Origin of the sequence: Microbacterium sp. NPDC012755 (genome assembly GCF_042901325.1) — a bacterium.
In the GTDB taxonomy this organism is placed as follows: Bacteria; Actinomycetota; Actinomycetes; order Actinomycetales; family Microbacteriaceae; genus Microbacterium; species Microbacterium natoriense.
On sequence record NZ_JBIBCT010000001.1, the window covers coordinates 975,408 to 994,520 of the forward strand.

The 19,113-nt window shown below is 70.7% G+C and carries 17 protein-coding genes; 4 read left to right on the forward strand and 13 right to left on the reverse strand.

Features of this window, described 5'->3' with window-relative positions:
• Positions 1–36: 36 nt before the first annotated feature.
• The gene (locus tag ACFY5A_RS04645; protein WP_341940905.1) at positions 37–504 is read left to right on the forward strand and encodes an Lrp/AsnC family transcriptional regulator; all 468 of its coding nucleotides are present in this window, start codon (positions 37–39) and stop codon (positions 502–504) included.
• Between the two features lie 89 nt (positions 505–593).
• Positions 594–2,297, forward strand: a complete 1,704-nt coding sequence (locus ACFY5A_RS04650; protein ID WP_387232072.1) for an AMP-binding protein — start codon at positions 594–596, stop codon at positions 2,295–2,297.
• Between the two features lie 10 nt (positions 2,298–2,307).
• On the opposite strand, the gene ACFY5A_RS04655 is transcribed toward ACFY5A_RS04650, so the two are convergent.
• The 5 genes from ACFY5A_RS04655 to ACFY5A_RS04675 all read right to left on the reverse strand — a co-directional run bounded on the left by ACFY5A_RS04655 (position 2,308) and on the right by ACFY5A_RS04675 (position 7,421).
• Positions 2,308–2,727: a hypothetical protein gene (locus ACFY5A_RS04655; protein ID WP_105675944.1), complete on the reverse strand. Its 420-nt coding sequence runs from the start codon at positions 2,725–2,727 to the stop codon at positions 2,308–2,310.
• Positions 2,728–2,825: 98 nt separating this feature from the next.
• Positions 2,826–4,298 (reverse strand): MATE family efflux transporter, encoded by a 1,473-nt coding sequence (locus ACFY5A_RS04660; protein WP_105675942.1) that lies wholly within the window; start codon positions 4,296–4,298, stop codon positions 2,826–2,828.
• Positions 4,299–4,435: 137 nt separating this feature from the next.
• Complete coding sequence (locus ACFY5A_RS04665; protein WP_387232075.1) at positions 4,436–5,341, reverse strand: ATP-binding cassette domain-containing protein; 906 nt, start codon at positions 5,339–5,341, stop codon at positions 4,436–4,438.
• Complete coding sequence (locus tag ACFY5A_RS04670; protein ID WP_105675938.1) at positions 5,338–6,381, reverse strand: ABC transporter permease; 1,044 nt, start codon at positions 6,379–6,381, stop codon at positions 5,338–5,340. Before ACFY5A_RS04670 ends, ACFY5A_RS04665 begins: the two co-directional genes overlap by 4 nt.
• 56 nt (positions 6,382–6,437) lie before the next feature.
• Positions 6,438–7,421 carry a sugar ABC transporter substrate-binding protein gene (locus ACFY5A_RS04675; RefSeq protein WP_341940900.1) on the reverse strand — a complete coding sequence of 328 codons (984 nt, stop codon included), beginning with the start codon at positions 7,419–7,421 and terminating at the stop codon, positions 6,438–6,440.
• A gap of 158 nt (positions 7,422–7,579) precedes the next feature.
• Between ACFY5A_RS04675 and ACFY5A_RS04680 the strand changes: the two genes are divergently transcribed.
• Positions 7,580–8,764 (forward strand): Gfo/Idh/MocA family oxidoreductase, encoded by a 1,185-nt coding sequence (locus ACFY5A_RS04680; RefSeq protein ID WP_341940899.1) that lies wholly within the window; start codon positions 7,580–7,582, stop codon positions 8,762–8,764.
• 315 nt (positions 8,765–9,079) lie between these two features.
• Here ACFY5A_RS04680 and ACFY5A_RS04685 read toward each other — a convergent pair whose 3' ends face one another.
• From ACFY5A_RS04685 to iolC, 8 genes are read right to left on the reverse strand one after another with little or no spacing between them, the layout of a single operon-like run.
• On the reverse strand, positions 9,080–9,877 hold the full coding sequence (locus ACFY5A_RS04685; protein WP_341940898.1) for a TIM barrel protein: 798 nt from the start codon (positions 9,875–9,877) through the stop codon (positions 9,080–9,082).
• Positions 9,874–10,884 carry an inositol 2-dehydrogenase gene (iolG, locus tag ACFY5A_RS04690; RefSeq protein WP_341940897.1) on the reverse strand — a complete coding sequence of 337 codons (1,011 nt, stop codon included), beginning with the start codon at positions 10,882–10,884 and terminating at the stop codon, positions 9,874–9,876. Before iolG ends, ACFY5A_RS04685 begins: the two co-directional genes overlap by 4 nt.
• Before the next feature lie 38 nt (positions 10,885–10,922).
• On the reverse strand, positions 10,923–11,840 hold the full coding sequence (locus tag ACFY5A_RS04695) for a sugar phosphate isomerase/epimerase family protein (protein WP_387232078.1): 918 nt from the start codon (positions 11,838–11,840) through the stop codon (positions 10,923–10,925).
• On the reverse strand, positions 11,837–13,762 hold the full coding sequence (iolD, locus tag ACFY5A_RS04700; protein WP_387232080.1) for a 3D-(3,5/4)-trihydroxycyclohexane-1,2-dione acylhydrolase (decyclizing): 1,926 nt from the start codon (positions 13,760–13,762) through the stop codon (positions 11,837–11,839). Before iolD ends, ACFY5A_RS04695 begins: the two co-directional genes overlap by 4 nt.
• On the reverse strand, positions 13,759–14,697 hold the full coding sequence (gene iolB / locus ACFY5A_RS04705; RefSeq protein ID WP_387232082.1) for a 5-deoxy-glucuronate isomerase: 939 nt from the start codon (positions 14,695–14,697) through the stop codon (positions 13,759–13,761). Before iolB ends, iolD begins: the two co-directional genes overlap by 4 nt.
• 7 nt (positions 14,698–14,704) lie before the next feature.
• Positions 14,705–16,243, reverse strand: coding sequence for a CoA-acylating methylmalonate-semialdehyde dehydrogenase (locus ACFY5A_RS04710; RefSeq protein ID WP_105675927.1), 1,539 nt, complete (start codon positions 16,241–16,243; stop codon positions 14,705–14,707).
• A 9-nt stretch (positions 16,244–16,252) separates the two neighbouring features.
• Positions 16,253–17,149 (reverse strand): class I fructose-bisphosphate aldolase, encoded by an 897-nt coding sequence (locus tag ACFY5A_RS04715; protein ID WP_181155935.1) that lies wholly within the window; start codon positions 17,147–17,149, stop codon positions 16,253–16,255.
• A gap of 1 nt (position 17,150) precedes the next feature.
• Positions 17,151–18,107 (reverse strand): 5-dehydro-2-deoxygluconokinase, encoded by a 957-nt coding sequence (gene iolC, locus ACFY5A_RS04720; RefSeq protein WP_341942606.1) that lies wholly within the window; start codon positions 18,105–18,107, stop codon positions 17,151–17,153.
• A gap of 161 nt (positions 18,108–18,268) precedes the next feature.
• On the opposite strand from iolC, the gene ACFY5A_RS04725 reads away from it, so the two are divergent.
• Positions 18,269–19,030: a GntR family transcriptional regulator gene (locus ACFY5A_RS04725; protein WP_105675959.1), complete on the forward strand. Its 762-nt coding sequence runs from the start codon at positions 18,269–18,271 to the stop codon at positions 19,028–19,030.
• Positions 19,031–19,113: the final 83 nt, after the last annotated feature.

The following is a 19,113-nucleotide window of genomic DNA, read 5'->3' on the forward strand; positions in this document are numbered from 1 at the left end:
TTCTGTGCCGAAAGCGACCTTCGAAGAGGAGCCATCTTGGCGAAACCGCAACTCGACGAGCTCGACCTCGAACTGCTCGCCGCCCTCACCGCCGATGCAGTGGTCACGAACAAGGCGCTCGCCACCCGTCTGGGTCTCGCCGAGTCGACGTGCGCGCACCGCGTGCGGGCGCTGCGCGAGCGCGGCGTCATCCGCGACACCCGCATCCGCGTCGACGAGGCCGCCCTGGGCTTCCCGCTGCAGGCGATCATCAAGGTGCGCCTCGCGAACCACACCGGCCCCAAGGTCACCGCGCTGTTCGATGCGCTCGTCGGCATCCCCCGCGTGCTGCAGGTCTTCCACGTCGCCGGGGTCGACGACTTCCTCGTGCACGTCGCCGTGCAGGATGCGACGGCGCTGCGGGACATCGTGCTGGAGCACATCACGATCCACCCCGTCGTGCGGGGCACCGAGACCCAGCTGGTGTTCGAGCTCCGAGACGGCAGCGGACTGCTCGGCCGATAGCCGCGCGCTCGACGGATGCCCGGCCCGCACTCGCGCGCAGGGCCCGAGAGCGCGAGGATGGAACGGCACGTGAAGCAAGGGAGCACCGAATGAGCCGCAGCGCCACCGCAGCCACGAACACGATCCGCGAGATGCGGGACTTCCTCTTCGCGAACGCCACGGACTACGACGCCGCACGCGCCGGCTTCTCCTGGCCGCACCCCGACGAGTTCAACTTCGCGCTGGAGTGGTTCGACGTCGTCGCGGGAGAGGACCCCGACCGCCCCGCCGTGCAGATCGTGTCCGCCGACCTGTCGCTCGTGGAGTGGACCTACGGGCAGCTCTCCGCCCGCTCCGACCAGGTCGCCGCCTGGCTCACGGGTCTCGGCATCCGCCGCGGCGATCACGTCATCGTGATGCTGGGCAACCAGATCGAGCTATGGGAGGTGATGCTCGCGATCACCAAGATCGGCGCGGTGTCGATCCCGACCTCGACGCTGCTGTCGGCATCCGACCTCGCCTACCGCATCGAGCACGGCCGCGCCCGCGCCGTCGTGACCCTCGGCGCACTCGCCGGGCGGCTCGACGGCATCGACACCCTGCGGATCGGCGTCGGCGACGGCATCCCCGCTGGGTGGGAGCGCTTCGCGGACTCCGCCGACGCCCCGACGGAGTTCGAGCCGGATGCCCCGACCCCGGCATCCGACACCGCCCTGCTCTACTTCACCAGCGGCACCACCAGTCGTCCCAAGCTCGTGCAGCACACCCACGCCTCCTACCCGATCGGCCACCTGTCGACCATGTGGTGGCTGGGCGTGCGGCCGGGCGACGTGCACCTCAACATCTCGTCGCCCGGGTGGGCGAAGCACGCGTGGTCGAGCTTCTACTCGCCGTTCCTCGCCGAGGCCACCGTCTTCGTCTACAACTACGACCGCTTCGACGCGAACGCCCTCATGCAGGTCATGGACACCCACCACGTGTCGACGTTCTGCGCACCGCCGACCGTGTGGCGCATGCTGATCCAGGCCGACCTCGGACGCCTCACGCATCCGCCGCGTGAGCTCGTCGGCGCCGGCGAACCCCTGAATCCCGAGGTCATCGAGCGCGTGCGGAACGCGTGGGGAGGGACGATCCGCGACGGATTCGGTCAGACCGAGATGACGGCGTGCATCGGCAACTCCCCCGGCCAGCCGATCAAGATCGGGTCGATGGGACGACCGCTCCCCGGCTACCCCGTCGTGCTGCTCGACCCCGTGACGGGCGCCGTGACCGACGGGGAGGGTGAGATCGCCCTCGACCTGTCGCAGCCGCCCCTCGGCCTCATGGCCGGGTACTACGACGCCCCGGAGAAGACGGCGGAGTCGCGCGTCGGCGGGTTCCACCACACGGGCGACATCGCGACGAGGGATGCCGACGGCTACCTCACCTACGTCGGCAGGGCGGACGACGTCTTCAAGGCATCGGACTACAAGATCTCGCCGTTCGAGCTCGAGTCGGTGCTGCTGGAGCACGACCTCGTGGTCGAGGCGGCGGTGGTACCGAGCCCGGATCCGACCCGCCTGGCGGTGCCGAAGGCGTACGTGTGCCTGCGGACGGATGCCGGAGCCGACGAGGCGGAGGCCGCACGATCGATCTTCGCCTACGCGCACGACCGCCTGTCGTCGCACCTATGGGTGCGGATCATCGAGTTCGCTCCAGAGCTGCCGAAGACCATCTCGGGCAAGATCCGTCGCGTCGAGCTGCGCGCCCGCGAGGCCGCACGCGTCGAGTCCGGAGACGAGACCGGGCAGCACCGAGACCGCGACTACCGCTGAGTCGCGCGGCTCAGGCCGCGCGGACCGGATTCGGCCGCGTGAGCGTCGGAATCGTGCTGGTCGCCGGGGCGACGGATGCCGGAGCCGCGACGGCCGGTGCAGCGGCCGCCGCCTCGGCCTTCTCCGCCCGCGTCGGCCACTCGGCGCCGGATGCGTTCATGATCGCACGCACGACGCCGCCGATCACCAGCAGGCCGACGAGCGCCGCGACGGAGGCCAGCAGCGGCATCCACTGGCTGGCGAATCCGGCGATGGAGCTGATCATCGCGCTGGGGATCCAGAGCCCCACCGCGCCTCCGCTCAGACCGCTCGCGCCGCGTGTGATCGCGACGGCTGCGACGATCGCGCAGACCGCCGCGAGCACCGCGCCGACCACTCCGATCGGGACCATGATCTGGGCCAGATCGCTGGCCACCCTCGATGTCGTCATGACGACCCCCCGTCAACGGTATCTCCGCACCTTCTACATTAGGAAAGTGTCTGGATGAACGCATCCGTCTCAAGGATGATGTTTCGTACTCCTGCGGTCTAACGCCTCTTCAGGCGGGCGAGCGGCGACCTCTTCACCACGCGCACCGGCTGCGTGACGACGGCGTCGACCACCATCGATCCGTCGACCGGTCCGACGATGGCGATCGCCGACGTCTCGGTGGCCTCCGCGGGGTTCACCGGCATCCGTCCGAGGGCGCGGTGCGCGCTGATGTACGCGGGCACGAGCAGCACGATCGCCCCCACCCAGGCGAGCGGGTTGCTGAGCGCGACACCGGGGAATCCGATCCACGCGCCGAGGGCGACCGCGGCGGCGACGCGCATCACGAGCTCGATGACGCCGGTGACGGTGGGCACGAGCGTGTGCCCGAGGCCCTGGAGGGCGCCGCGGAGCACGAACAGCACGCCGAGCGCCCAGTAGCCGCATCCGTTCACGATGAGCATGAGGTGCGCGAGCCTCACGACCTCGTCGGAGCCGTCGCCGATGAACAGCCGCACCATCGGCACGCCGAAGGCGATGATGACGATGCCGATGGCCGCACCGGCGGCCACCGCCATCCACGTCGCCTCCACGACGCCGCGGCGGATGCGGTCGGGACGGCGCCCGCCGAGGTTCTGCGCCGTGTACATCGAGACGGCGAGGCCGAGCGACGAGAGGAAGGCCACGCCGAGGCTGTCGACCCTGGCACCCGTGGTGTACGCGGCCACCGCCTCGGCGCCGATGGTGTTGAGCGCGACCTGCACGGTGAGGGTGCCGATCGCGATGATCGACGCCTGGAAGCCCATGGGCAGTCCGAGACGCAGGTGCTCGGCCACATCGGCGCGCGTGACGCGCCAGTCGCTGCGGCGCAGGTGCAGCAGAGGCAGGCGGCGGCGCACGAACTCCAGGCACAGCAGCACCGACACGGCCTGCGCGACGACCGTCGCCAGCGCCGCCCCAGCCACGCCCCACTCGAGCGGACCGACCATGAGCACGACGAGCCCCGCGTTCAGGGCGCACGAGACCGTGAGGAAGACCAGCGGCGTGCGGGAGTCGCCGATCGCGCGGATGATCGCCGACAGGTAGTTGAAGAACATCGTCGCGCCGGCGCCGATGAAGCTGATCTGCGTGAACACGGTGGCCTCGGCCATCAGCTCGCTCGGCGTCTGCAGCAGCGCGAGGAGAGGGTGCGAGATCAGGGGCGCCCCGACCGTGAGGATCACGCTCGTGATGCCGGTGAGGATCACCCCGGTCGCGACGGAGCGGCGCACCGCGACCTCGTCGCCGGCGCCGTAGGCCTGCGCGATGGGGATGGCGAAGCCGCTCGTGAGACCCCACGCGAAGCCGAGCAGCAGGAACAGCAGCGGTCCGGTCGCGCCGACGGCGGCGAGCGAGCCGACGCCGAGGTGGCGGCCGACGACGATCGCATCGACGAACTGGTACAGCTGCTGGACGACGTTGCCGAGCAGGAGCGGGATGGAGAAGGCAAGGATGACACGCCACGGACGGCCCGTGGTGAGAGAGGTGGCCATGAAGGAGCGGCTCGCAGAACTGGGGGGTGGATCGGGGGTCCGACCAGTTTATCGAATCGATTCGGAGAGCGGTATCCCCGGACACGCGGAATCGGCCGGCATCGCAGGGGCGATGCCGGCCGATCTCTTCCGCGCGCTCAGGCGGATGCAGGGGCGGAGCCGCCGGACGGCGACTCCGCGTCGGGGCTCCCCAGCTCCGACGCCTGCTCGGCCTCGCGCACGATCTCCTCGACGACCGGTGAGTCGTCGCCGATCTCCCGCTGCAGCTCGTGGGCGAGCGAGTCGAGCTCCGCGCCGCCCGCCATCATGCTCGTCAACTGCGCGAGGGAGATCTCCTCCTTCTCGAAGTTGCCGATGCTGGTGCCGCGGTTCAGCAGCAGGAACCGATCGCCCACGGGGTACGCGTGGTGCGGGTTGTGCGTGATGAACACGACGCCCAGACCGCGATCGCGGGCCCTGGCGATGTACTTCAGCACCACGCCCGACTGCTTCACACCCAGCGCCGCGGTCGGCTCGTCGAGGATCAGCACCCTCGCGCCGAAGTACACCGCACGGGCGATCGCGACGCACTGGCGCTCTCCTCCCGACAGCGTGCCGATCGGCTGATCCACGTCGCGCAGGTCGATGCCCATGTTGGCGAGCTCTGTGTACGTGATCTGCTTCATGCGCTTCACGTCGAGCCGACGGAGCGGCCCCCAGCCCTTCGTCAGCTCCGACCCGAGGAAGAAGTTGCGCCAGACCGGCATCAGCGGCACGACAGCGAGGTCCTGATAGACCGTGGCGATGCCGGCATCCAGCGCCGCCCTCGGCGACGAGAACGTCACCTGCACCCCGTCGACGAGCAGCTCGCCGCTGGAGGGGGTGTGCGCCCCGGCCAGCATCTTGATGAACGTGGACTTGCCGGCGCCGTTGTCCCCCAGGACGCACGTGACCTGTCCGGCGTTCACCGTCGTGCTGACTCCGGCGAGCGCGTTCACCGGACCGTAGCTCTTGCCGATGTCGCGCACCTCGACGACGGGCGCCGTCGTGCTGACCGCGGTCATTTCACTCCTCCCGCCCTGAGTCGCACCCAGTGGTTCAGGAACACCGCCAGCAGCAGCATCGCTCCGAGGAACGTGCGCAGCCAGTTCGTGTCCCACTGGGCGAACGTGATGCCCTGGAAGACCATGCCGTAGATGAGGGCGCCCAGCGCGGCGCCGATCGCGGAGCCGAAGCCTCCCGTCATCAGACAGCCGCCGACGACCGCGCAGATGATGTAGATGAACTCCTGCCCGACGCCCGTGTTCGCCTGCACCGTCGAGGTGCGGAACAGCGAGATCATGCCGACCAGCCACGCCGCACCGGCCGTGACCATGAACAGGCCGATCTTGGTCTTGAGCACGGGAACGCCCACCTGGCGGGATGACGTGACCGCCCCGCCGACCGCGAAGATCCAGTTGCCCGGCCGGGTGCGCAGCAGCACCCAGGTCGCGACGGCGGTGACGACGAACCACCAGAGCACCGAGATGTAGAAGGTGCCGCCGCCGATCTCGATCGACGAGCCGAAGAGGGGCTGGATGCTGTCGTAGTAGGGCACCTTGGTCATGCCCTGGATGGCCACCTGGCCGGTGATGAGCTTCGTGACGGCGAGGTCGATGCCCGCCAGGACGAAGAACGTGCCGAGGGTGATGATGAAGCTCGGCAGCCCGGTCTTCATCACGAGGAGGCCGTTGAGGGCGCCGATCGCGAGGGCCAGCACGAGCGAGACGAGCACGGCCACCCAGATGTTCAGCCCGTACCGGGTGGTCAGGATGCCGACCACGAGAGCGGTGAAGCCGGTGAGCACACCCGCCGAGAGGTCGAACTCCCCGCCGATCATGAGCAGGGCGACCGCCACGGCCATGATGCCGAAGGTCGATGCGGATTCGAGCCAGACGCCCGCTCCGGCGGTGGTCATGAAGCTCTTCGTGTAGACGGAGAAGAAGATCATCACCGCCAGCGCTGCGACGAGCGCTCCCATCTCGGGCCGCACGAGCAGAGTGCGCAGCGGCCGCCGTTCCAGTCGCGGTCTGTTGCCCACCGTGACGATGTCCGTCGTTGTCATCTTCAGTCCTTTCGCCGGACGAGGGGGCGGGTGTCATCCCGCCCCCTCCGCCGGTGTTAGCGCGTGCCCTTCTTGGCGAACTCCGCGACCTGGGCCGCGTTGTCCTTCGTGACGAACGCCGGTCCGGAGTAGATCGGCTCCCCACCGCCGATGTCGTTGCCGTTGATGCTCTTGAGGTAGAGCGCGGTCACCCCGAGGAAGCCCTGCACGTACGGCTGCTGGTCGACCGCGAAGAGGATCTTGCCGTCGGCCACTGCGGCCACGACGTCTTCCGACAGGTCGAAGGTCGCGACCTTCGCCGCGCTGCCGGACTCCTCGACGGCGCCGACCGCGTCGATCGCGTACTGGCCGCCGAGGGTCAGCACGGCGTCGATGGAGGGGTCGGCCTGCAGCTTCGACTTGATGGTCGCCTTGACCTCGGCATCGTTCGTGCCGTCGACCTGCAGGTTCTCCATGGTGCCGCCGAACGCGCCGGCCGCGGCCTTGCAGCGCTCCTCGAGCCCGATGTTGCCCGCTTCCTGGATGACGCAGAGGGCGTTGGTCGCGCCCTCCGTGCTGAGGCGCTCGCCGACAGCGGCTCCCGCGATCGACTCGCTCTGCCCGACGTGGGTGATCGCGCCGAACTCCTTGAACTTCTCGATGCCCGAGTTGATGGTCACGACCGGGATGCCGGCGGCGACGGCGCGCTCGACGCTCGCCTGGACGCCGTCGGGGTTGGCCATGGAGACGACGATGCCGTCGACCTTCTGCGCGATCGCGTTGTCGATGAGCTGCGACTGCTTCGCGGGGTCGGGGTCGGAGTTGTAGGTGACGTCGGCGCCGTAGTCGGCTCCGGCCTTCTCCGCGCCGGACTTGACGCGGTCCCAGAACGCGTCGCCGGGCGCTGCGTGCGTGACCACGGCGTAGCTCAGCCCTGAGGACTTGGTGTCGCCGCCGCCCTGCGAGTCGGTCGTCGGTTCCTGTCCGGTTCCAGAGCACGCCGAGAGCAGCAGCGCGGCTGCGGCGGCGATCCCCAGAACGCCGATGAGGCGCTTCTTCATTTCGGTTTCCCTTCGATGCGGATCCTGTCGACGTCGACACGTCCCACCTGGTGACGTCGGTGTCAGGGCGATCCTGACACCGTGGAGTCCAAATGTCAATACATTCTGTCAACATCTCCATTCGGGGTATACGCTGTGTCCAACGGAAGGAGTCGCCCGTGGTGACGAAGAAGCACATCGGCGTCGGTCTGGTCTCGGTCGGATGGATGGGGCGCCTGCACTCACGCGCCTATCTGGAGGCGCACAGGCACTACCCCGACCTGCCCGTCGTCGCCGACCTCACGGTCGCCGCAGACCCGGATGCCGGGGGCCGCGAACACGCCGCCGACGTGCTCGGCTACCGCGAGACCGTCTCCGACTACCGCGAGCTGATCGCCCACCCGGACGTCGACGTGGTCTCGATCTGCTCGCCGAACTTCCTCCACCACGAGATCGCCCTGGCCGCCATCGCTGCGGGCAAGCCGTTCTGGATCGAGAAGCCGATGGGCCGCGGCGCCGGCGAGTCGCGAGAGATCGCACAGGGCGCTCTCGACGCGGGCCTCGTGACCTCGGTGGGCTTCAACTACCGGCACGCCCCCGCCATCGCGCACGCCAGGCGCCTGGTGCGCGACGGGGCGCTCGGCACGATCACGAACGTGCGCGTCGCCCTGCTCGCCGACTACTCGGCCGATCCCGACGGCGCCCTCACGTGGCGGTTCAGCCGCGATCGCGCGGGCAGCGGCGTGCTCGGCGACCTGCTCTCGCACGGGGCCGACCTCGCGCAGTACATCGTCGGCCGGATCAGCTCCGTCAGCGGGCTCACCGAGACCTTCATCCGCAGCCGTCCCCTGCCGTCGGCCGGCGCGGCCAGCCACTTCAGCAAGGGCGCCGACGACGGCCCCCGCGGCGACGTCGAGAACGAGGACTACGCCGCGATCCTCGCCCGCTTCGACTCCGGCGCGGTCGCCGTGCTGGAGTCCAGCCGCGTCGCGATCGGCCCCCGCGCCGAGTACCGCATCGAGGTGTACGGCACGAAGGGCTCGCTGCGGTGGGACTTCCAGCGCCTGAACGAGCTCCAGCTGGCCGACGACGCCTCCGGCTACCGCACCGTCATGGCCGGGCCCGACTACGGCGACTTCGCGCGCTTCCAGCCCGGGGCCGGCACCGGCATGGGCTTCGACGACCTGAAGACCATCGAGGCCTCGCTGTTCCTGCGCTCCGTCGCCGAGGGCAGGCAGCTCGCGCCGTCGGCATCCGATGCGTGGTCGGCGGCGGAGATCGTGGATGCCGCGCTGCGGAGCACGGCATCCGGAGCCTGGGAGTCCGTGCCCGAGGTGACGGGCCCCACGACGTACGACGCGTGACCCTCCGCTCCTCTCGTCTCGTGGGGCCCGCTCGCGTGTGCCGTTCGCGCGTGAGTCACGCTCACGCGAGGTGTCGCACAACGCACGCGTGAGGCGCCACAAGAGCACACGCGTGAGGGGCCACAGAACGTCGCGTCATGGGCCCCGTACCCGACAGAACATGACCCCTCACACCAAGCACCACAAAGAGCACCCGCGTGAAGAGCCACAAAACGTCGCGCCAAAGGGCCCGCACCCCGCACAACATGACCCCTCACGCGAGGGCGCGAGGGCGCGAGCGAGGGCGCGAGCGAGGGCGCGAGGGTGCGGGGGGGCTCAGGCCCCGAAGGCGCTCCGGAACGCGTCGAGCGCGGCATCCGTGTCGGTGCGCGCCCAGCCCTCGAGGCCGATCACCCCGTCGTAGCCGAGGTCGCGCAGCGCCGCGGCGATCGCCTCGTAGCGGATCTCCCCCGTGCCCGGCTCGCAGCGACCAGGCACATCAGCGACCTGGATCTCGCCGACCCACGGCAGCGCCTCCCGCACGAGCTCGATCAGGTTCCCCTCCCCGATCTGCGCGTGGTACAGGTCGAGGTTGAGGCGCAGCCACGGGGAGTCCACGGCCCGCGCCAGACGCAGCGTGTCGGCGGCGCGGGCGAACGGGGTTCCGGGGTGGTCGACGGCGGTGTTCAGGTTCTCCAGCGTGAACACGCGCCCCTCACGCGCGCCCAGCGCGGCCAGTCGCGCGAGGGTGTCCGCCGCGATCTCCCACTCGTGCGGGGCGACCTCGGTCTGCGGGCGCACCGGAAGGCCGCCGGGCGCCAGCCCCGTGCCGTGCAGGTTCAGCCGGGGTGAGTCGATCACCTCCGCCTTCCGCAGCGACTCCTCCGCCGTCGCGAGGAGGTCGGCGATGCCCTCGGGCGTCGTGAGGTCGCCGCGGAGGTACCCCGTCATCGACGAGAACACCGCGCCGGTGGCGGCGAGCGCGGGGAGGTCCTTGGTGCTCCAGTCCCAGATCTCGACCTCGAAGCCGCGCTCGTCGAGACGGCGGACGCGTTCGACCAGATCGAGGTCGGTGTAGAGCATCTCGGCCGACGCGGCCAGCCGGTAGCGGGCAGGCTGCTCGACGGCGCTCATCGCAGGTCGACCGGCACGACGACGCGCTCGGTCGCCGAACGCTGCGCGGCGTCGGCGAGGATCAGCGCCGCGCGGCCGTCCTCGAACGTCGGGCTCGTCGACTCCTCTCCGCGGGCGAGCAGGATGAACTCGTGCAGCTCCGCGGCGTAGGCGGCGGCATAGCGCTCCAGGAAGAACGGCTCGTACGGAGGCTTCGCCTCGACGGCATCCGCGGTCGACAGGCTGACGAGGCTGGTCGGCGCGTTCGCGACCTGCAGCATCCCGGTGCCGCCGAAGGCCTCGATGCGCTGGTCGTAGCCGACGGCGCTGTGCCGCGAGTTGACGATCGTGACGAGGGCGCCGGATGCCGCGCGCAGGGTCGTCACGGCGGTGTCGAAGTCGCCGTGCTGGGCGGCGCCGGCGTCGAAGGTCGTCGACCCGGATGCCGAGACCTCGACGATCTCGGGCAGGAAGAACCGCGCCATGTCGAAGTCGTGGATCGTCATGTCGCGGAAGATCCCGCCGGAGACGGCGACGTAGTCGGCGGGCGGAGCCGAGGGGTCGCGGCTGATGATCGTGAGCTGTTCGAGGGCGCCGATCTCCCCCGCGGCGACGCGGGCCCTGGCCGACGCGAACGCCGGATCGAAGCGGCGGTTGAAGCCGAGAGCCACCGGCACCCCGGCCGACGCGACCCGGGGACGCAGCGCCTCGACCCGCGCGATGTCGAGGTCGATCGGCTTCTCGCAGAGCACGGGGATGCCGGCATCCACCGCCCGTGCGATGAGGTCGACGTGCGTCGGCGTCGGCGAGGCGATGAGGATCGCGTCGACCTCCCCCGAGGCGAACACCTCGTCGGGGGTGTCGGTCGCCGTGCCGCCGTAGGTCGCGGCGACGCGGCGCGCGCCGTCGACGAAGGGATCGGCGACCCAGGAGAGCTGCGCGTCGGGGTCGGCGGCGATGCTCGCGGCGTGCACCTGGCCGATGCGTCCGGTGCCGATCAGGCCGAAGCGGAGGGGAGCGTGTGACATCGTGCGGTCCTTCGGGGAGAGGGGTCGGGGAGAAGGGGTCACGCCCAGGGGCGCAGCGCCTCGCGGTTGCGGATCTGGTCGGCCCCGCGCGCGGCGCGGAACTCGGAGAGGGAGACGTCGGGGCCGTTCAGCACGTCCTGCTCGACGACGATCCAGCCGTCGAAACCGCGCTCGTCGACGGCATCCATCACGGCGGCGAGGTCGATGTCGCCCGCGCCGAACGCGACGAACGAACCCGACGACCAGACCTCGCGCATCCCGCCGCCGGCGGAGAGCACGCGCGTCAGCTCGCCGAGGTCGACGTCCTTCAGGTGCAGGTGGTTGATGCGGTCTCCCCAGCGGCGCACGGCGTCGAGCGGGTCTCCCCCGGCGATGAAGAGGTGACCGGTGTCGAGGGTGAGATCGACGTCGACGTTCGCGAGGAACCGATCGATCTCGTCGGGCGACTCCACGAACGTGCCGGCGTGGTGGTGGAAGGTCGGCTCGAAGCCGGCCGCGCGCACGATGCCCGCGGCGCGCTCGGTGTTCGCGAGCAGCCTTCCCCACGCGGCCTCGGCGAGCGGGTCGACCTCGCCTCCCCGACCCGGCGCACCCTGACGGATGCTCGAGCCTCCGTCGGCGAGCGTGGGCAGCGGCAGCCGGTCGGGGCCGTCCTCCGCGGCGTCGGAGAACGCGCGCAGCGCCTCGTGCAGCTCCGGAAGCGCCGCCTCGAAGGCGTCGTCGTCGGAGAACGGCAGCTGCACCCAGCCTCCGGCGAGCTCCAGCCCGTGGCTCCGCAGCCGCTCCCGCAGCCGCGCGCCCTGCCCGAAGAAGCCGGACGGGCCCAGGTCCACGCCGCGGTAGTCCGACTCGGCGAGCGTCGCCAGCAGGTCGTCGGGGCTGATCGTCTCGGCGCCCTCCGGGGTCAGCTCGAACACGCCGAAGCTCACCGGGGCGCCGGCCACCGTCGCCTTCATGCCTCTCCTCCGTCTTCCGCGCCCAGCAGCGGGCGCTGCGCCGTCCGGCGCTGTTCGTACTCGCGGCGTGCGCGACGGGTCGTCGGCAGCGATGCCTCCTCCGGCACCGGCACATCCCACCAGCCCTCCCCGTCGGGGGCGTAGAGCAGCGGGTCGCTCTCGATGTGGATCACGGTCGACCGCGGCGAGGCCTTCGCTGCGGCGAGCGCGGCCGACAGGTCGTCGATCGCGGATGCCGTCGCCGGGATCTCCACGACGTCCAGCCCGTAGCTGCGCGCGTTCATGGCGAGGTCGACCGGCAGCAGCCGCTCGGCGTGCGCCGGATCGTCCTGCATCCGGTAGCGCGTGCCGAACCGTTCCGAGCCGACGGTCTCCGACAGGTGGCCGATCGAGGCGTAGCCGTGGTTCTGCACGATCACGATGATGAGCTTGATGCCCTCGGCGACGACCGTGGCGAGCTCGGAGCTCAGCATCAGGTACGAGCCGTCCCCCACCATCACGACCACGTCGCGGTCGGAGCCGGAGGCGAGGGCGCCGCGCTTGGCGCCGAGGCCGCCGGCGATCTCGTACCCCATGCACGAGAACGCGTACTCGACGTGATAGCCGAGCGGGTCGCGCACGCGCCAGAGCTTGTGCAGGTCGCCGGGCAGGGAACCAGCGGCCTGGACGATCACGTCCTCCGGGTCGGTGGCCGCCTGGACGGCGCCGATGATCTCCGGCTGGCCGGGACGTGCGAGGCCCGATGGCGCGAAGGCCGCGTCGACCGCGGCATCCCACTCCGCCTTCTCCCCGGCGATGCGGGTGGCGTACTCGTCGCTCACGATCCGGACGGGCAGCGCCTCTGCGAGCGCGACCAGCGTCTCGCGGGCGTCGGCGATCACGGGCAGCTGCGTGCCGTGCTTGTACGCGTCGAACGCGGCGACGTTGATGTTGACGAACTCGACACCCGGATGCTGGAACGCCGTGCGCGACCCCGTGGTGAAGTCGCTGTAGCGCGTGCCGATGCCGATCACGACGTCGGCCTCGGCGGCGAGCCGATTCGCCGCGGTCGAGCCCGTGGCCCCGACGCCGCCGAGGTACTGCGGGTGGTCCCAGGCGAGGCTGCCGCCGCCGGCCTGCGTCGTGCCGACGGGGATGCCGGTGGCCTCGACGAAGGCGCGCAGCTGCTCCTCTGCGCCCGAGTAGATCACGCCGCCGCCCGCGACGACGAACGGGCGCTTCGCGGCGCGGATCGCCCGCACGGCCCGCTCCAGCGCACCGCGTTCGGGGACGGGCCGGCGCACGTGCCACTCGCGTTCGGCGAGGAACGACAGCGGCACGTCGATGCTCTCGGCCTGCACGTCCTCCGGCAGCGCGATCGTGACGGCGCCGGTCTCGGCGGGGTCGACGAGCACGCGAAGGGCGTTCAGCGCGATCGAGAACAGCTGCTCCGGCCGCTGCACGCGATCGAAGAAGCGCGAGAGCGGACGGAACGCGTCGTTGACGGTGAGCCCGATGTCCCACGGCTGCTCCAGCTGCTGCAGCACCGGGTCGGCCACGCGCGTCGCGAAGGTGTCGCTCGGCAGCAGCAGCGCCGGCAGCCGGTTCGTCGTGGCGAGCGCGGCGCCGGTGAGCATGTTGGTCGCGCCGGGGCCGACGGATGCCGCGGAGGCGAACGTCGCCCTGCGGCGGTGCATCCGCGCGAAGCCGACGGACTGGTGCACCATCGCCTGCTCGTTGCGGGCCTGGTGGTACGACATGAGGCCGGGGCTCTCGACGTCGAGCTGGCGCAGCGCCTGGCCGATGCCGGCGACGTTGCCGTGTCCGAAGATGCCGAACACGCCGGGGATCGTCCGTTCGCGGATCTCCCCGTCGACCGTCCACTGGTTCGCAAGGAACCCGACCAGCGCCTGGCTGACCGACATCCTCCTGGTCGCCGTCATCGCGGCCCTCCTTCGTCGTGCTCGTCGTCGTGCGCCGATGCGCCCTCGGGGAAGGGCAGGCGCGGGTCGATCGGCTGCGAGGCCCACGCGTCGCGCACCCACGCGTGCGCGGGGTCGTCGCTGATCAGCCACTCGCGCTCGGGGTCCGGCCCCGCCATCACGTTCAGGTAGTACAGGTCGTATCCGGGGGCGGCGACCGCAGGGCCGTGGTAGCCGAAGGGCACGAGGGCGATGTCGCCCGTGCGGACCATCGCGTCGATCTCGATGTCGCCGGCGGGAGAGGAATAGGTGCTGAACAGCCCGAACGCGGCATCCGCCCCCTGCGTCGACCGGTCGGCGCGAGCCGCCTCGAAGTAGTAGATCTCCTCGAGCCGCGACTCGTGACCGGGCACGTGCTCGTCGTGCTTGTGCGGAGGGTACGACGACCAGTTGCCTGCCGGGGTGATGACCTCGCACACGATGAGCCGGGCGGCATCCAGCGCCTGCGGAGTGCCGAAGTTGTGTACCTGGCGGCTCGACGCACCCGCACCGCGGAGCTCGACGGGGGTCTCTGCCGCCGCGATGCGTCTGGTCGGCCGGACCTCGGTCGTCGGCGACGAGGCGACGGCGACCCTGCCGCTCCCCCGCACGGTCGCCGTCGCATCGGTGGAGAGGTAGAGCACGTCGGTCGGACCGTCGAAGACCGACGCGCGGCCCGCGAGGTCCACGGTCGACGCGGACCCCCGCTCGACGACCTCCACCGTGAAGCTCCCGGCGAGCGGCACGACGATGCGCTCCTGCCCGCCGCCGTCCAGCGCGAGGGACTCGCCCTCGGTCAGCACGCCCACGCGAAGACCCGTGTGCTGCCAGCCGGGGATGCCGTCGTCGACCACGCTCTCCCACCCCTCGCCGGCGAGCGCGCCGCGGCGATGGAACCATCCGGTCTCGTCGTTCATGCGCGCCTCAGCGGTTCTGCGGGAATCCGAGGTTGATGCCCTCGTGCGTCGCCGGGTCGAGCCAGCGGCTGGTGACCGCCTTCTCCCGCGTGAAGAACTCGAACCCGTGCACACCGTACGCCTTCGCGTCGCCGAACAGCGAGGCCTTCCAGCCGCCGAAGGAGTGGTACGCGACGGGGACGGGGATCGGGACGTTGATGCCGATCATGCCGACCTGCACCTCGGTCTGGAAGCGCCGCGCGGCGCCGCCGTCGTTCGTGAAGATCGCCGTGCCGTTGCCGAACTCGCCGGAGTTGATGAGGTCGAGCCCCTCCTGGAACGTCTCGACGCGCACGATCGACAGCACCGGGCCGAAGATCTCCTCGCGGTACGCCCGCGATGTGAGCGGGATCTCGTCGATCAGCGTCGGTCCGAAGAAGAAGCCGTCCTCGTGCCCGTCGACGACGAAGCCGCGGCCGTCCACCACGATGCGCGCCCCATCGGCGGCCGCGATGTCGACGTAGCCCGACACCTTCTCGCGGTGCGCGCCGCTGATCAGCGGGCCGAGGTCGGGCTCGCCGTCGGCATCCCCCGCGCCGTTGCCCACGCGCAGCCGGGAGATCCGCTCGGTGATCTTCTCGATGAGCCGGTCCGCCACCGGCTCCACCGCGATCAGGACGGAGATCGCCATGCACCGCTCGCCCGCGGCGCCGTAGCCCGCGTTGATCGCCTGGTCGGCGACGAGGTCGAGGTCGGCGTCGGGGAGCACCAGCATGTGGTTCTTCGCACCGCCGAGCGCCTGCACCCTCTTGCCGTGACGGGATGCCGTCTCGTAGATGTACTGCGCGATGGGGGTCGAGCCGACGAACGAGATCGACTGCACGACAGGGCTCGTGAGGAGGCCGTCGACCGCGAGCTTGTCACCCTGCAGCACCGTGAAGACGCCGTCGGGGAGCCCGGCCTCGCGCCACAGCTCGGCCATCCAGAGAGCGGCGGACGGATCCTTCTCGCTGGGCTTGAGCACCACGGCGTTGCCGGCGGCGATCGCGATCGGGAAGAACCACATCGGCACCATGACCGGGAAGTTGAAGGGGCTGACGATGCCGATCACGCCCAGCGGCTGCTTGATCGAGTACACGTCGATGCCGGTCGAGACGTTCTCCGAGTAGGCGCCCTTGATCAGGTGCGGGAACCCGGTGGCGAGCTCCACCACCTCCTGTCCGCGGAGGATCTCCCCCATCGCGTCGGAGAGCACCTTGCCGTGCTCACGCGTGACGATCTCGGCGAGCTCGCCCTTGCGGGCGTTCAGCAGCTCGCGGAATGCGAACAGCACCGCTTGACGCTTCGCGATCGACGTGGCGCCCCAGGCCTTCTGCGCACGCTCTGCCGACGCGATCGCCTCGGCGATCTCGGTCTCGTCGGCGAGCGCCACCCGGCCGATCACGGCTCCGGTCGCGGGGTTGAAGACGTCGGCGGTGCGGCCGCTCGTCGAGGGGCGCGGCGCCCCGTCGATCCAGTGGCCGATCTCCTGCACACCCGTGAGGGCGGCTGTCGTGTCGATGGTCATGCGGGCTCCTCAGATCAGCGTGGGGTGGACGAGTCGGGCCGCGATGTCGACGGCCGCGGCGACATCGCCGTCGGGCGGGTAGAGCAGGGTGCGACCGGCGGTGAGGCCCCGCACACCGGGGAGCGACATCGCGTCCTCCCAGGCGGCGAAGGTCTCGTCGGGGTCGTCGGGAGAGTCGCCGCCGAGCAGCACGGTCGGCATGGTCGTCGCCGCCATCACGCGCTCCATGTCGGCCACGACGGGCAGCTTCATCCACGTGTACGCGCTGCTGCCACCGAGGCCGGCGGCGATCGCGATCGAGCGGATGACGGCATCCGGCGTCAGGTCGTTGACGACGTGCCCGTCCTTCCACTGGCTCACGAACGGCTCCAGCATGATGGGCAGTCGAGCGGCGGCGGCCTGCGTGACGGCGTGGGCGGTCGCCTCGAGCGTCGCCGAGGTGCCCTCGTCGTCGAAGTTGATGCGCATGAGCGTCTTCGCGAAGTCGAGCCCGGAGTCGACGAGGCTCGGCACGTCGTAGGCCGTGAAGCGGTCGTCCATCTCGAAGGTCGCCGAGCGGAGGCCGCCTCGGTTCATCGAGCCCACCACGACCTTTCCGTCGAGCAGGCCGAGAGCGGCGAGGTCGTCGATGATGTCGGGGGTCCCGAGCACGCCGTCGACGCCCGGTCGAGAGAGCGCCGTGGCGAGCCGGTCGAGCAGGTCGTATCTGTCGGCCATGGCCGTCGCGTCCGGTCCCACCGCGAGCGCGCCCCTGGCCGGGTGGTCGGCGGCGACGATGAACATGCGGTCGTCGGCTCCCAGGATCTCGCGCCGCGTGCGCGCCCGCAGCGCCTCGGTGATCTCGTGCGGACGTCGCGAGCGGATCTCCCGCAGCCGCGCGAAGTCGGATGCCGTCAGGATGCCCATGTCAGTTCCCCCCTGCCATCGCCTCGTCGACCTCCGCCGTCGTGGGCATGGCCGTCGAGCACTCCAGGCGCGAGGCGACGATCGCCCCCGCCGCGTTCGCGAAGCGGATGATCCGCTCGAGCTCCCACCCGCTCAGCAGGCCGTGGCACAGGGCGCCGCCGAACGCGTCGCCGGCGCCGAGGCCGTTGACGACGTCGATGACCAGCGGGGGCACCTCGACGGTCTCGTCTCGGGTCTTGGCGAGCACGCCCTTGGGCCCCTGCTTCACGATCGCGAGCTCGATGCCGCGGTCGAGCAGCGCGTCGGCTGCGCGGTGCGGGTCGGTCTCGCCGACGGCGATCTCGCACTCCTCGCGGTTGCCCACGGCCACGGTCACGGCGTCGAGCACGGCATCCACCTGCGCGGACGCTGCGGCCGGATCGCTCCAGAACATCGGGCGGTAGTCGAGGTCGAGCACCGTGTGTCGAGCGCGCCCCCTGGCAGCGAGCGCCGCGAGATGGGCGGAGCGGCTGGGCTCCTGGCTGAGGCCGGTGACCGTGAGCCAGAGGAGATCGGTCGCACGCACGGCGTCGAGGTCGATCTGGTCGGCGTCGAGATTCAGATCGGGCGCCTTCGGGTCGCGGTAGAAGTACAGCGGGAAGTCGTCGGGCGGGAAGATCTCGCAGAACGTCAGGGGCGTCTTCAGCAGCGGATCGACGGCCACGCCGGAGGGGTCGACGCCAAGGCGGTCGAGCTCGCGGAGCAGGTAGCGGCCGAAGGGATCGTCGCCCACGCGCGAGACGAGGGCCGAGCGGCGCCCGTGCCGCGCCGCGGCGACGCTCACGTTGGCCGCGCTGCCGCCGAGGTACTTGCCGAAGCTCGTCACGTCTTCGAGGCCGACCCCGCTCTGCAGCGGATAGAGGTCCACTCCGAGGCGTCCGAAGGCGATGATCTCGGGTGCGTCCTGCGTCTCGGTCATGCGCGCGAACACCTCTCTGTACGTCGGCATCCGCTTCGATGCTCGAATGTCCTAACAATAGCACATAGGTGTGTCCGCGCAAGAGATCCCGCCCGCCGAAGTTGCGGACGTAAGATTGTCGGAACATGGACCCCGCGACCACGCGGGCCGGGGAGGGAACGATGGCCGGCGACGAGCCCCATTGGCCGGACGAGCTGTTCGCCGACCTCGACCGCACCGGCCCCGTGCCGCTGTACTACCAGGTCTCCAGCCGCCTCGAAGGGGCCATCCACTCCGGCGCCATCCCCGCCGGCGCCCGCCTGGAGAACGAGATCGCGATCGCCCAGCGACTCGGCCTCTCCCGCCCCACCGTGCGTCGCGCGATCCAGGAGGTCGTCGACAAGGGACTGCTCGTCCGCCGCCGCGGCATCGGCACGCAGGTCGTGCAGGGACAGGTCACCCGCCAGGTCGAGCTGACCAGCCTCTACGAAGACCTCCAGGGCTCCCACCACGAGCCCGGCACCCGCGTGCTCGCGCACGAGGTCGTCCCCGCGACCGACGCCGTCGCCGTGGGCCTCGGCGTGCCGGTCGGTGAGGACGTCGTCTACATCCGCCGCCAGCGCAGCACCGACGGGATGCCGGTGGCCGTGCTGGAGAACTACCTCCCCCGCGAGTTCCGCGACATCACCACCGACGACCTCGGCACCCGCGGGCTCTACCAGATCCTCCGCGCCCGGGGCGTGACGATCCGGATCGCCAAGCAGAAGATCGGCGCCCGGCGCGCCGAAGGAGACGAGAGCGCACTGCTCGACATCGACGACGGCGGCCCCGTGCTCACGATGGAGCGCATCGCCTTCGACGACTCCGGCAGGGCCATCGAGTACGGCCACCACTGCTACCGCCCCGACATGTACAGCTTCGAGACCACGCTCGTCGCGAAGTAGCCGATCCGGCTGACCCTCCGCGGATCGTCCGGGCGACGGCATCCGCTTGTATTAGCCTGCACACCGTGCCCGCGCGCGGGCGC